This window comes from Flavobacterium sp. (assembly GCF_027484945.1).
In the GTDB taxonomy this organism is placed as follows: Bacteria; Bacteroidota; Bacteroidia; order Flavobacteriales; family Flavobacteriaceae; genus Flavobacterium.
In genome coordinates this window covers 1-14,747 of record NZ_JAIXRZ010000002.1, presented here as the reverse complement: position 1 = coordinate 14,747, position 14,747 = coordinate 1, and the positions used below count along the sequence as shown (strand labels likewise).

At 38.2% G+C, this 14,747-nt stretch carries 10 protein-coding genes; 6 read left to right on the top strand and 4 right to left on the bottom strand.

Features of this window, described 5'->3' with window-relative positions; genetic code table 11:
* Positions 1-530: 530 nt before the first annotated feature.
* The gene (gene murF, locus Q0039_RS00090; RefSeq protein WP_297507158.1) at positions 531-1,808 is read right to left on the bottom strand and encodes a UDP-N-acetylmuramoyl-tripeptide--D-alanyl-D-alanine ligase; all 1,278 of its coding nucleotides are present in this window, start codon (positions 1,806-1,808) and stop codon (positions 531-533) included.
* Positions 1,809-1,867: 59 nt separating this feature from the next.
* Positions 1,868-3,580: a gliding motility lipoprotein GldJ gene (gene gldJ, locus Q0039_RS00085; RefSeq protein WP_297507155.1), complete on the bottom strand. Its 1,713-nt coding sequence runs from the start codon at positions 3,578-3,580 to the stop codon at positions 1,868-1,870.
* A 191-nt stretch (positions 3,581-3,771) separates the two neighbouring features.
* On the opposite strand from gldJ, the gene porU reads away from it, so the two are divergent.
* The 5 genes from porU to Q0039_RS00060 all read left to right on the top strand — a co-directional run bounded on the left by porU (position 3,772) and on the right by Q0039_RS00060 (position 12,153).
* Positions 3,772-7,593, top strand: a complete 3,822-nt coding sequence (porU, locus tag Q0039_RS00080) for a type IX secretion system sortase PorU (protein WP_297507152.1) — start codon at positions 3,772-3,774, stop codon at positions 7,591-7,593.
* Between the two features lie 36 nt (positions 7,594-7,629).
* Positions 7,630-8,826, top strand: coding sequence for a type IX secretion system outer membrane channel protein PorV (porV, locus tag Q0039_RS00075; RefSeq protein WP_297507149.1), 1,197 nt, complete (start codon positions 7,630-7,632; stop codon positions 8,824-8,826).
* A 69-nt stretch (positions 8,827-8,895) separates the two neighbouring features.
* The gene (gene cdd / locus Q0039_RS00070; RefSeq protein ID WP_297507146.1) at positions 8,896-9,378 is read left to right on the top strand and encodes a cytidine deaminase; all 483 of its coding nucleotides are present in this window, start codon (positions 8,896-8,898) and stop codon (positions 9,376-9,378) included.
* Positions 9,379-9,558: 180 nt separating this feature from the next.
* Positions 9,559-10,557, top strand: coding sequence for a pyruvate dehydrogenase (acetyl-transferring) E1 component subunit alpha (pdhA, locus tag Q0039_RS00065; RefSeq protein ID WP_297507143.1), 999 nt, complete (start codon positions 9,559-9,561; stop codon positions 10,555-10,557).
* A gap of 6 nt (positions 10,558-10,563) precedes the next feature.
* Entirely contained in the window at positions 10,564-12,153 is a 1,590-nt protein-coding gene (locus Q0039_RS00060) for a pyruvate dehydrogenase complex dihydrolipoamide acetyltransferase (RefSeq protein ID WP_297507140.1), read from the top strand.
* A gap of 67 nt (positions 12,154-12,220) precedes the next feature.
* Here Q0039_RS00060 and Q0039_RS00055 read toward each other — a convergent pair whose 3' ends face one another.
* Both Q0039_RS00055 and Q0039_RS00050 read right to left on the bottom strand, forming a co-directional pair.
* A complete protein-coding gene (locus Q0039_RS00055; protein ID WP_297507137.1) occupies positions 12,221-12,616 on the bottom strand; it encodes a biopolymer transporter ExbD in 396 nt (131 codons plus the stop codon).
* Entirely contained in the window at positions 12,600-13,310 is a 711-nt protein-coding gene (locus tag Q0039_RS00050) for a MotA/TolQ/ExbB proton channel family protein (RefSeq protein ID WP_297507134.1), read from the bottom strand. The genes Q0039_RS00055 and Q0039_RS00050 overlap by 17 nt, the downstream gene beginning before the upstream one ends.
* A gap of 126 nt (positions 13,311-13,436) precedes the next feature.
* Between Q0039_RS00050 and Q0039_RS00045 the strand changes: the two genes are divergently transcribed.
* Positions 13,437-14,657, top strand: coding sequence for a folylpolyglutamate synthase/dihydrofolate synthase family protein (locus Q0039_RS00045; protein WP_297507131.1), 1,221 nt, complete (start codon positions 13,437-13,439; stop codon positions 14,655-14,657).
* Positions 14,658-14,747 lie beyond the last annotated feature (90 nt).

The following is a 14,747-nucleotide window of genomic DNA, read 5'->3' as shown; positions in this document are numbered from 1 at the left end:
CTTTTTAGAAAGTCCTTTACAAGTGTTGTAAAGGACTTTTTTTTGTTTTAAAGGTGCGGCGCAGTCGCTTCGCTCGTGTCGCCGCCTTCTTTTAGTGAGACCCTTCTTGATGAAGGGCCTCATTTTTTTTATCGGTGCGGCGTGTCCCTACGATTGATTGCTTCGCCAGTTCGTCTAAAGACTCGAGTCGCCGTCTTTTTTTAGTGAGAACCTTCTTGATGAAGGGCCTCATTTTTTTATCGGTGCGGCGCAGTCGCTTCGCTCGTGTCCCCGCCTTCTTTTTAGAAAGTCCTTTAAAAGTTTGTAAAAGACTTTTTTTGTTTTATAGGTACGGGAAAATTATAAATTGTAAATTATAAGTTATGAGTGCATAATCCGCGTGAGGGGGCGAAGTGGAAAGCCCACAGCGGAGTGAAATGCAGCGCGGACTTGTAACAAAGCACCCGACCCCGAAGTAAAGCACCGAATTAAATTAACTTCTAACAACGCTTTATATTCGGGGGCACGCCCAAAGCATTTTAAGTAATATTTTAAATTAAATCCAAGGTCCTTTCCAAGGCCATGCCACGACTACCCTTGATTAAAAGTAAGCTAGGTTTAGAAAGTGTGAACGTTTTTTGAAACGCTTCAAAATCAGGATAGAAGTAAAGGTTGGATTGTTGTTTGCGTATCGAATAAAACCATTTTCCAATAAAATGACAAGTTAAATTATTGTCTTCATCCACCAAATCAACAATTGCACGGTGTTCTTCACTACTGGATTCTCCCAACTCAAACATGTCGCCAAGCACTGCAATTTTTGGACATTTTTCTAATTGTATAAAATTCACTAAAGCTAATTTCAAACTACTTGGATTAGCATTGTAAGCATCTAAAAGAATTTCATGTCCGTTTTTTTGTAAAATTTGTGAGCGGTTATTCGTTGGAGTATAATTTTCAATAGCTAATTTTATCGCGCTATCAGGTACTTTAAAGTAATTTCCAATCGTAATTGCTGCACAAATATTCGTAGCGTTGTACAATCCAATTAAATGCGACTGAATGACCTCATTATTATAATTGACCGTAACAAAAGGATTTGCTGAAACTTCAGAAAATTGGATATCCCCTTTTTTTTGTTGAAGACTAAAAGAAAAGTATTGGTGGTTAGAGGCTTTCTCCACTTGAATTGGATCGTCAATATTGATAAAAATCATTTTATCATGTGCGAACAAATGGGTGTACAATTCACTTTTACCCAAAATTACTCCTTCGAAGCCACCGAAACCTTCTAAATGAGCTTTCCCAAAATTAGTAATATATCCATAATCAGGCTCAGCTAAAGAACAAAGAAATTCAATTTCTTTTTGATGGTTAGCACCCATTTCTACAATACCGATTTCGGTTTCTTTTGTAAAGCTTAATAAGGTTAATGGGACTCCAATATGATTGTTGAGATTTCCTTTTGTAGCGATAGTTCTAAATTTTTTAGAAAGTACTGCTGCAATTAATTCTTTAGAAGTGGTCTTGCCATTACTTCCTGTTAGAGCAATAACGGGTAGTCCTAACGTTTTACGATGTAAATGTGCAAGTTTTTGGAGCGTTTCAAGACTATCTGCAACAAGAATTGTACGCTCATCTACAAAATAGTTTGGATCATCGATTATTACATAGGAAGCACCTTTTTCTAGTGCTTCTTGCGCAAAAGTATTCGCGTTAAATCGATCTCCTTTTAGAGCGACAAACATACATTTAGGTTCAATGTTTCGCGTATCGGTACTAATTGAGTCACAGCTTAAAAAAGTAGTATAAATTGCATCTAAATTCATAAGGACAAGTTATAAAAAAAGCCCTAAAAATTAGGGCTTTTTTTATATGAAATAATCAATTATCTTTTATTGCGTGCAGACTTTTTGTGATCTGATTTTGGACCTACACGAGACATTGCACAACGAAAACCAATATAATCAGTTGCCATATCTTGTGGGAAATAACGTCTTTGTGCAGGATCTAACCAATATGCTCTGTCTCTCCATGATCCTCCTTTGTAAACGCGAACATCATCATTAATTAACGTAGAACGTTTATTTGAACGGTCGTATTTACGAATCATATTACCAATTGAATCGACACTAACATTGTGTTTTGGAGAATCATACATTCTCTGGTCATCTTTTAGTTTAGTTTCTGTACCACCACTTTCAGATCCGAAATCAAAATAACGTGTCGATTGTTTGTCACCATCACGATAGTTTTTATGATTACTCTTGTCAAAATTCTGACGTAAGTAGGTTTCTTTTTCATCAACCGCAACTTGAGCTATCTGACCTATGAAATTTCTTGAAATTACTTTTCCATTAGGTAGCGTATCAAATTTCTGCGTTTCAGCCGTAACCAATTCAACTTTACCATCGTCACCAATTTTATTTTTGGTGTAAACGTTACCACGGAAATAGTTGAAATCATTAGCTTCATCATCAACAATAGGACGGTAAACATCAGCTACCCACTCGGCAACGTTACCAGCCATATCATACAATCCAAAATCGTTTGGTGGGTATGATTTTACTTTATTGGTAATATCAGCACCGTCATCAGACCATCCTGCTAATCCACCGTAATCTCCTTTTCCTTGTTTGAAGTTAGCCAATTGATCACCGCGAATTTGACGCTTGTTAGAACGTGTATAACCACCCGACCATGGGTATTTCTTTTGTCCTTTGTAAATATTGTATTCACGCTGTCCAATATCAGCAGCAGCAGCATATTCCCACTCAGCTTCGGTTGGCAAGCGGTATTCGGGTAATATTAAACCCGATGTGCGCTGTGCATATACGTTTTTAGCTTCTTGTGTTTCTCCTTTAGCGTTTTTTGTAGTAGCTTTACCTTTAGAGCCTCTTCTGCCTTTTAAAACTATTTCTTCACTACCACCAAAAGTTTTGCTAGGCGCGGCAAGATACGTTTCTGTATCAAAGGTTGCATCAGCTTTCGCATCTGTAACTTTCGCATCTTTTTTCAAATAACCTTCTCTTTCAAGAATAGCTTCGTTTACACGATTGGTTCTCCATTTAGCGAATTCAGTTGCTTGAATCCAATTAACCCCTACTACAGGATATTCTGCAAAGGCAGGGTGACGCAAATAGTTGTTGGTTTGTGTTTCATTGTAACCTAAACGATCTCTCCAAACTAAAGTATCTGGAATTGCACCTTCGTAAATGTTTTTGTAATTTTCATCTTCTGGAGGGAAAACACGCTTTAACCAATCTAAGTACTCCATGTACATTAAATTAGTTACTTCTGTTTCGTCCATATAAAAGGACTGAACGTGTTGTTGGTTTGGGGAATTGTTCCAGTCGTGCATTGGGTCGTCAGCAACTTTACCCATTGTAAAGGTTCCACCTTCAACCAAAACTAATCCTGGACCAGTTTCTTGTTTTTGGAATTTTGAGGCGTATTGAAATCCTCCTTTTTTGTCGTTAATTTTCCAGCCTGTAGCTTTTGATCCTCCATTAGAGTTCGATTTTTTGCTGCAGCTAGAGAATCCGGCCAGCAAAATTACCGCAAAAAACCATCGCATTGCCATAAATTTGTTTACTTTCATACTCGTTAGTAGGTAATTAATTTTTAGAGGCGCAATATAAGGATTTACCTTTACATTGCAACAACTTTTTTAATATTCTTAAAATTTTGTTACTCTTTGTTAAAACGAACGAAATGATAACTTATTGTATGTACAAAAAAAATAATTTTACAAATTCAAAATATATTTACAATTCAGACGTTTATCCGTACATGAAAAAAATTGCGCTCCTTTTCATTTTTTTATTTTCAGCGGTCATCCAATCACAAAATCAGGGTGAGGTTGCGATAACGTGGTCGCCCAAGAATGTATATACCGAAGGCTTGGTTAATTACCCGATGCCCGTCATAGCAATGCCCGGTTTTCAATGTGATCTTGCTAAGCGTTCGATTTCTTTTCTTTTTAAAGTGCAAGTTCCTACTCTAGTAAATACGTCCGATTTACAAGTTTATGATATCGTCACTGTCCCTATTTCTGAAAATGAATTGGGGTTTTTGGATCGATTGAAAATACCTGCAAATGTAGTGCCGGAGTTAATTTCGTACAATAGTCGTGAAAGAACCTTAGCACAAATCACAATAAATCCCCTCCTAAAAACCCCATCCGGCTATCAAAAGCTTGTTTCTTTTCGTTATCAAATTAACACTGCTAATAAAAGTGTTCAGCAAACAAATGCGGTTCCAGCAATTACCAATTCAGTTTTAGCAACGGGTGTATTCAAGCGTTTTTATGTTGAGAAATCGGGGGTTTATAAATTGACAAAAAGCTTTTTGAATTCATTGGGCCTTCCTGTAAATTCTGCTGACCCACGTAAAATAAAAATTTATGGCAATGGCGGACGTATGGTTCCACTTTCCAATCAAGCCGATTACCCGTTTGATTTGGCCGAAAATGCGGTTCAAATTATAGGCGAAGATGACGGAACTTTTAATGACTCCGATTATATCTTAGTCTACTGCGAAGGCGTCGATAATTGGAGTGAAGAAAATGAAACGCACAACAATTTATATGCTAATCGCTCGTATTATTATGTAACTGTTGGAAACGATTTGGGAAAACGTATTCAAGGTTTATCCCAACCCACATCGGCTCCCAATCAAGTGTATACATCTTTTGATGATTACCAATATCATGAAGTTGATTTGACCAATATAGGCAAGTTAGGACGTATTTGGTTTGGTGAAAATTTTAGTACAGATACGGAACAAGAATTCTCGTTTTCTTTTCCAAACAGCACACCTGCAGCAACCACTAGGGTTCAAATCCATGTTGGAGGTAATTCCTTTTCTTCATCGCGTTTTAATGTAGCAGTAAATGGACAAAATCAAGGCATAATCGGACTAGCGGCGGTAACTCCAAACACAGGAACAGAAGCAGCTCATAATTATTTGAACGCTACGGTGCCAACTTCTCAAAACTATACGGTAAAATTGCAGTTTGATAATGAAGGAGTCCCAACGGCTAAAGGATATTTGGATTATATTATTTTCAAAACGCGAACCAATTTAGTTGGTACTGGCAAACAATATCGCTTTTATGATGCGCTAGCCGCTTCACAAAATGGGGTTGGGGAATTTCAATTTACCAATGCAAGTTCAATTCAGCAAGTTTGGGATATCTCGGATATTTATAACGTGAAAAATGTTGTAAATACAGGTGGATCTTCCTTTTCAGTAAAAATGGATCTAGGTACAGATCGTCGGTTTATCACTGTAGTAGAAGGGGATTTTTATTCACCTTTAAAGGAAAATGTGACTGCTGTAGCTAACCAAGATTTAAAAGGAACCTTATTTTTAGATAATTCGGGTAATTTTAAAGACATTGATTATATTATTGTAACTCCCGATAATCTTAAAGCCCAGGCAGATCAGTTGGCTGATTTTCATCGTTCTTACAGCAATTATAACGTGAAGGTGGTCACTTTGCCAATGATTTACAATGAATTTAGTGGAGGAAAACAAGATATAGGCGGTATTCGCAATATGATGCGGTATATTTATCACAACGCTTCGATCGCTTCAAATCGAGTTAAATATTTAAATCTTTTTGGAGACGCCTCTTTTGATTTTAAAAATCGTATCGCCAATAATACGAATATAGTACCCATTTATCATGCGTTAAACAGTTATTTTTCAGGTGAAAATTCTTTTGCATCCGATGATTTTTTTGCATTAATGGATCCAACAGAAGGGGATCCGATTTTTGGTTTTGCAGCAGATATTGCGGTTGGGCGTATGTTGGTGGCATCACCCCAACAAGCAGCTGAGATGGTCAATAAGGTAATCGAATACCACGATCCAAAGTCGTTTGGAAGCTGGCGTAACAATTATGTTTCGATTGCCGATGATGCCGATAAAAATCCTGATGCTAGTCTGCAAGTCCGCCAAAATGAACTAACCGATGAAATTTATACCCAAAAGCCATTTTTGAATTTCCGAAAAATCTTTTTGGATTCCTATGTGCAACAAACCTCTTCCGGTGGGGACCGTTATCCACAAGCCAAATCCGATTTGAATAATGCCTTTGAAAAGGGTGCTTTAGTGTTTAATTATTTAGGACATGGAGGAGAAGACGGGCTAACTGGTGAACGGCTTTGGGATAAGTTTGATGGTTACAACTTTCAAAATCAATACCGCTATCCTTTATTTATTACGATTACTTGTGAGTTTTCACGATTTGATAATCCGCAACGAGCAACAGCAGGAGAGTATACTTACTGGAATCCAAAAGGTGGTGCTGTTTCAATGATTACTACAGTTCGCTCTATTGGACAATTTCAGGCCGAAAATTTCAATGATAATTTATCGTCTCAATTGTTTTCATACGGGTCCAATACTTATGTTTCAATTGCAGAATCGTTGCGCTTAGCTAAAGCGATGTCCAATAACAATTCAGCCACACGCGTCGTGTTTTATTTAGGTGACCCGGCTTTAAAATTGGCTATTCCCGAACCAAAAGTGGTGCTAACAAAAATAAATGATGTGCCTATTTTGCAATCGACCGATGATTTAAAAGCGTTGAGTACGGTCAAATTAAGTGGCGAAATTCAAAATGAAACGGGAGGGCTACTCACCAACTATTCGGGCACATTGGCTATTAACGTATTTGACAAACCTTTTACCAAAAACGCATTGAATAACGATGGGTACAGTACCCCTTTAGTTTTTTCAAATTTAGGAGAGACCTTATTTCGAGGTAATGTTTCAGTTGCAAATGGATTGTTTGAAGTTACATTTGTAGTCCCTCGTGATATTCGAATTCCTGTCGGCAATGGAAGGGTTAGTTTTTATGCGCAGCAAAATCAAAATGATACCGATAAAACCGGGCACAGTTTTGCCATTCGTGTCGGAGGTGTAAATACAGCAGCTGTAGTCGATGATGTAGGTCCGCGTGTTCGATTATATATGAACGACGAAAGCTTTGTGGAAGGAGGAATTACCAATGATTCACCTTTTTTATTAGCATTTTTAGAAGATGAGCATGGGATAAATACAGCCAGCGGAATCGGACATGATATTGTGGCAATATTAGACGGCGATGAAACCAATCCGTATGTTTTAAATGATTATTATGAAACGGCATTAAATGACTATACAAAGGGCAAAATTCGATTCCCTTTACGTGATTTAGCAAAGGGGATGCATACCCTTACGTTTAAAGCCTGGGATGTATATAATAATCCCGTGATTGCTACGATTAATTTTGTAGTGTCCGACGGGAATGGTATTTCGTTGAGTAATGTGTTGAATTACCCCAATCCCTTTGTTAATTATACCGAATTTTGGTTCAATCACAACCGTCCATTTGAACCACTGGAAGTTCAAGTTCAAATTTTTACCGTTACGGGCAAAATTGTAAAAACAATCAACCAAACCGTAACAACAGAAGGGTTTTTGTCTAGAGATTTAAAGTGGGATGGATTGGACGATTTTGGCTCAAAAATCGGAAAAGGAGTGTATGTCTATAAATTAACCGTGCGTTCTACGGTAAATGGCAACAAAGCAGAAAAAATTGAAAAATTGGTTATACTATAAAAAATACTATATTTGTTAACATTTTAAATTGCAAAAATGAAGAAGATCTTTTGGGTCCTAAGCCTTATAAGTATTAGTTCGACGATTACTGCACAACAACGTGTAATTACAACGGGGGTTCCTTTTTTAATGATTGCTGCCGATGCGCGTTCAGCGGGTATGGGTGACCAAGGAGTTGCTACCTCTCCCGATACCTATGCGCAACAGTGGAATCCAGCTAAATTTGCTTTTGCTACCGATGAGCAAGGACTTTCTATAAATTACACCCCCTATTTAACTCAGTTAGTTAATGATATTTCATTGGGGCAAGTAACGTATTACAACCGAATTAATGACCGTAGTGCCTTTGCAGGGTCGTTGCGGTATTTTAGTTTAGGTGAAATTGAATTGCGCCAAAGTTTTGATGATCCAGCCAATGTGGTGAAACCAAATGAACTAGCTTTTGACGGTTCGTATGCCTTAAAATTGAGTGATCATTTTAGTATGGCAGTAGCGGGCCGCTATATCCGTTCGAATTTACGCATTCCCGATGCCAATACCGACGCGAAATCAGCCAATACTTTTGCTTTTGATGTGGCTGGTTTTTTCCAATCGGAAGAGTTTGCCTTAGAAGATTTTAACGGAAAATACCGTTTGGGTTTTAACTTTCAAAACTTGGGACCAAAAATCAGTTACGACAATGATCAAAATGATTTAAATTCCAATTTTATTCCTGCCAACATGCGTTTAGGTGGTGGCTTTGATTTTGTGTTGGACGAGTACAACAAAATTTCAATAAATGCCGAAATTGCAAAATTATTGGTGCCAACTCCTCAAGTAGGCTTTAATAATGGGGAATACAATGGTAATGATATGAATGGTGACGGCACTGTAGATTCTGTCGATATGCAGTTAGCAACGGAAGACTATAAACGGATTAATTGGGTTTCTGGAATCTTGCAATCCTTTGGGGATGCTCCGGGTGGGTTTTCAGAAGAATTGAAAGAGGTCAATTATTCCGTTGGTACAGAATATAACTATCAAGATTCCTTTGCGATGCGTTTGGGTTATTTTAGTGAAAATAAAGACAAAGGAGGACGTAAGTTTTTTTCCCTAGGTGCTGGGTTTAAATACAGTATTGTTAAAGTAGACGTATCCTACCTATTCTCGGCTAGTCAGGTCAAGAATCCGTTAGAGAACACCTTGCGGTTCTCGTTGTCCTTTAATTTTGGAGATAAATATGACGATTATTAGTAGTTAAAAAGCATTATAAACGATCCAAATTTCAATTTTGAAGTTTGGATTTTTTTTCCATTGTATCGAATGAAAGAGATTAAAATAGAAACTCGATTTGATATATTTGAATCGCAAGCACAACTGCCAGAATCCATTCATTCACTCATGGAATCGGCAATCGAAATTCGAAAAAAGGCCTATGCACCATATTCGCATTTTCGTGTAGGAGCTGCTTTGTATTTGGATAACGGAGAAGTCGTTGTGGGATCCAATCAAGAAAATGCGGCCTATCCATCGGGTTTGTGTGCAGAACGGGTTGCGATTTTCCAAGCGGGTGCTTTGTATCCAGAAGCAAAGATTCTACAGATTGCAATTAGTGCAGCTTCAGATTCAAATCCAACACTAGTGCCAATTCCGCCTTGTGGTGCCTGTCGCCAATCCATTGCAGAATATGAAATTCGTCAAAAAGAGGCGATTGAAATTTATTTTATGGGTGTTGAAGGGACTGTTTATAAATCAAATTCTATAGCAAATTTGCTCCCCTTAACATTTGATCCAAGTGCTTTGTGAGCTATATCGATGTAGTTGATTGTTAGTAGAAATTTCGATTGTAAATTCTATATTTTTAAGGCATTAAATTTTTACTTCTACAATCATTATTCTATTTTTGCATTCCAATTAGCCTTCAAAAATTTCTTTTTCAAAGGCTAGGGTCATTAAAAAATTGTAAAACGCAGTAATTCAGTCATAATGAAAGCAATTACCAAAGAAGTTTACTTTAAATGGTATGAAGATATGCAGTTCTGGAGAAAGTTCGAGGACCGTTTAGCCGCTGTATATATTCAACAAAAAGTTAGAGGTTTCCTTCATTTATATAATGGACAAGAAGCAGTTTTAGCGGGTGCTTTACACGCAATGGACTTGTCTAAAGATAAAATGATTACCGCCTACCGTAACCACGTTCAACCGATTGGAATGGGTGTGGATCCGCGAAAAGTAATGGCCGAGTTGTATGGAAAAGTCACAGGTACATCCAAAGGAATGGGTGGCTCTATGCATATTTTTTCAAAAGAGCATGGTTTTTACGGTGGTCATGGTATCGTAGGTGCGCAAATTCCGGTAGGAGCTGGTATGGCTTTTGCTGATCAATATTTTGAAACGGGTGGTGTTACGCTAACCTATTTTGGTGACGGTGCAGCGCGTCAAGGTTCGCTCCACGAAACCTTCAATATGGCTATGACATGGAAATTACCTGTAGTATTTATTTGTGAAAACAATGGATATGCAATGGGTACTTCTGTAGAACGTACCGCTAACCACACCGATATTTGGAAATTGGGATTAGGGTATGAGATGCCTTGTGGTCCAGTTGATGGAATGAATCCGGTCAAAGTAGCAGAAGCAATGCATGAAGCCATTGAAAGAGCAAGACGAGGCGATGGACCAACATTTTTAGAAATGAAAACGTACCGTTACCGAGGGCATTCCATGTCGGATGCGCAATTGTACCGTTCAAAAGACGAAGTAGAAGAATACAAAAAAATAGACCCTATTGTGCAGGTATTGGAAATTATCAAAGCGAATGGTTATGCAACCGATGCCGAAATCGAAGCGATTGACGAGCGAGTGAAAAATTTAGTCGATGAGTGCGAGCGTTTTGCAGAAGAATCACCATATCCAGAAGTACAACAATTGTATGATGTTGTCTATGAAGAACCTAATTATCCATTTATACCTCATAAAATTTAAGCAATTATGGCAACAATAATAACGATGCCCCGCTTGAGCGACACAATGACTGAAGGTACTGTGGCGACTTGGTTGAAAAAAGTGGGTGATACAATTAAAGAAGGGGATATCCTGGCAGAAATTGAAACCGATAAAGCAACAATGGAGTTTGAATCATTCAATGCTGGGGTACTTTTACATATAGGAATTCAAGAGGGACAAGCAGCTCCTGTAGATTCATTATTGGCAATTATCGGCCAGCCAGGTGAAGATTTTAGTGCTTTATTAAGTAGCGGATCTCCAGCTCCATCAGCTCCTTCGGTAGTAGAAGATGCAATTTCGACTCCAGAAGCAGTTGCAGCACCCGCAGGAATTCAAGTGATTACCATGCCTCGTTTGAGCGATACGATGACCACAGGTACTGTAGCTACTTGGTTAAAGAAAGTGGGAGATACAGTAAAAGAAGGCGATATCCTTGCCGAAATAGAAACGGATAAAGCAACCATGGAGTTTGAATCGTTTCATTCGGGAACTTTATTATATGTTGGAATTCAAGAAGGTGAATCGGCTCCTGTTGATCAAGTGCTTGCAATCATTGGTCCTGCGGGTACAGATGTTGCGGCATATGCACAATCGTTATTGGCAACGGCTGGAACTGTTCAAACTCCAGTAGCTGCTGAATCGGTTGCACAGCCTGCCTCAGCTGCAGCAGTTGATACACCACAAGTGCAGGATGATGGACGTATTTTTGCTTCTCCTTTGGCACGTCAAATTGCTAAGGAAAAAGGAATAGATATCAAACAAGTCAAAGGTTCTGGTGAAAACGGACGTATCGTAAAAAGTGACGTCGAAAACTTCACGGCAATACCTGTAGCGACAGCAACTGCTTCAAATCCAGCTGAAACGGTTGTAAAACCTTTTGTTCCTGCTGGTGCAGAATATTCAGAGCAAATTAAAAATTCACAGATGCGAAAAACTATTGCGCGTCGTTTGTCGGAATCGATTTTCACCGCTCCACATTTCTACTTAACTATAGAAGTTGCTATGGATGAAGCGATGAAATCGCGTAGTGTAATCAATTCGGTTCCCGATACCAAAGTGTCTTTTAATGATATGGTTATCAAAGCTTGTGCAATGGCTTTAAAAAAACATCCAAAAGTGAATGCCCAATGGAATGATGATGCGATCACGATCAACCATCATGTGCATATTGGTGTGGCTGTGGCTGTAGAGGATGGATTGGTTGTTCCCGTTTTACGTTTTACCGATCAAATGGGATTGTCTCAAATTGGTAGTGCTGTAAAAGATTTAGCTGGAAAAGCCCGAAACAAAAAATTACAACCAACCGAAATGGAAGGAAGTACGTTCACCGTTTCTAATTTAGGGATGTTTGGAATTACAGAATTCACTTCCATTATCAACCAACCGAATGCGGCAATATTGTCGGTAGGAGCAATAATCCAAAAACCGGTGGTACGCGATGGACAAATTGTTGTGGGACATACGATGAAAGTTACTTTAGCTTGCGATCACCGTTCGGTTGATGGCGCAACGGGTGCTGCATTTTTACAAACATTACGTGCCTATTTAGAACATCCGGTTACGATGTTGGCCTAATCGTTTATATAATAAATAAAAAAACCTGCTTTAAAAGGCAGGTTTTTTCGTTTTATTCGGTACGCTTCTATTGGGTATTGCTGGTTGCAATCACAAATTTTAATTTGTTTTTAACCCCAATTTGCAATACATCAACCAAATCTTGAACTTGAAGGTTATATGGGATTCGCACGACTATCGTTTCGTCGGCTCCGGGCGTTACTTTTGACATTAAAGCGGTTTCCAATTGATCAAAAGCCACTTCTTCTTTATCTAAGAAATACTTTTTCTCTTCGGTTACCGAGAGACTTATCAATTGTTTATTGGTCTTTTCATTGTTTTTAGATTTCGGCAACGTCATTTTTATAACGTTCGGGTTTGCCAAAGTAGAAATAATCAAAAAGAACAACAACAAGAAAAACATAATGTCGCTCAAAGAGGATGTGGCGACTTCTGCGTGAAAGCGTTTATTTCGTCTTACCATTTGGACGTTGAATTATGTTGACAAATTCTAATACTTGTTTTTGAATGCTTAATACAAAGCTGTCGATTTTACCATTGAATAAATGATAGGCTGAATAGGCTATAATCCCTACAACCAATCCCGCTCCGGAGCTGATCATTTTTTCATATAAACCTCCAGAAATATTTCCGATACTGATGTCTTCGGTTTGTGAAATGCTATAAAAAATTTTGATTACCCCCGAAATAGTTCCAATAAAACCAAGTGTAGGAGCAATACCAGCAATTAGACCCAATTGACCTAATTTTTTCTCCATTTCTCCAACTTCAATATTGGCAGCCCGCTCCATATTGGATTCAATTTCGGCAATTGGACGACCAATGGTTAAAATCCCTTCACGCAATACATAACTTGAAGCGGTATTGTTGCGTTCGGTATATGCAACCGCACGATTTAATTCACCTTCATTCAAAGCCTCTCGAACATCCCGAGTTAAGTTAGGATCAATTTTCGACCGTTTACTAATATACATATACCGTTCGATAATCACATACAAGGTATAAAATAGCAATAGTGCAATTGGAATTAGAAAAAATCCCCCTTTGGTCACAAATTCTAAAACAGAAATTTCTTTAACGGCCACAGTGTTTTCGACTACTGCTCCAGTTGCTTGTGCAATCGTGTCGTTTTGAACTTGAAGAAAAAATAGGTTCATAATGGTTCTTTTTGTTATTAGTATTGGAATTATTCTCAATTTTGCCTTAAAGATAAAAGCAGTTACAATACTAAACTAAATTTTTTGTAATTTATTTCATCTCAAAAATTAGTTATTAAAAAAGTAATGAACTACACCGAAACCGTTCAATGGATGTTTAACCGCTTGCCCATGTTTCAGCAAGTTGGAAGTGCAGCCTATAAAGAAGACTTAACCAATACAATAGCATTTGCAAACCATATAGGTAATCCCGAAAAAAGGTTGCGTTGCATTCATGTAGCGGGTACCAACGGAAAAGGGTCAACGTGTCATTTATTAGCCGCTGTATTGCAAGAGGCAGGATACAAAGTCGGATTATTTACCTCGCCACACTTAAAAGATTATCGCGAACGAATTAAAGTAAATGGGGAAATGATTTCAGAGTCATTTGTTGTTGATTTTATAGCTGCACATCAACAATTTTTAGAAGCCCAACAATTAAGTTTTTTCGAAATGACGGTCGGACTTGCTTTCACCTATTTTGCACATGCAAAGACAGACATCAATGTGATTGAGGTAGGAATGGGTGGACGTTTAGATGCTACAAACATTATTACCCCTTTAATTGCTGTTATCACCAATATTGGATTAGATCACACCCAGTATTTAGGAACAACACTACCGGCTATTGCAAACGAGAAGGCCGGAATCATAAAGCCGGGTGTTCCGGTTGTTATTGGAGCTTATATCCCTGAAACACGATCCGTTTTTGAATCCAAAGCAGTCCATGCAAACGCATCAATTTTTTGGGCTTCAGATGAGCAATTACAAACCTATCCCTCTATTTTAAAAGGCGCTTACCAAGAGGCCAATAAGAAAACCGTACAACAAACACTAGCAGTTTTGCAAAAGACGGGCGCAATTCAAGTGAGTAGCAAACAGATTCAAGCGGGTTTTGCTAATGTAGTAGTAAATACCGGTTTACAAGGGCGTTGGCAAATCTTGGGTTTACAACCTAAAATTATTGCCGATACAGCCCATAATGCACATGGATTGCAAATGGTTATGCAACAGTTAAATGCCGAATCAAAAGACCATTTACACCTTGTTTTAGGAGTGGTCAATGATAAAGATTTAGAGGGTATACTGCCATTATTTCCAAAAAATGCACACTATTATTTTTGTAAGCCAAATGTTCCGCGAGGCCTTGATGCTACAATTTTGCAAAAAACAGCCAGTCAATTTGGATTAATCGGTGCAGTATATAATTCCGTGTCAGAAGCTTACCGTGAAGCATGTAAACAAGCAAGTCCAAATGATGTTGTTTTTGTTGGGGGAAGCACATTTGTAGTGGCCGAACTTTTTTGATTTTTTTTCAAAATTTTCTTGCAGAAACAAAAAACAGTAGTATATTTGCAACCGCAATCAAGCACTAATCGGGCGATTAGCTCAGCTGGT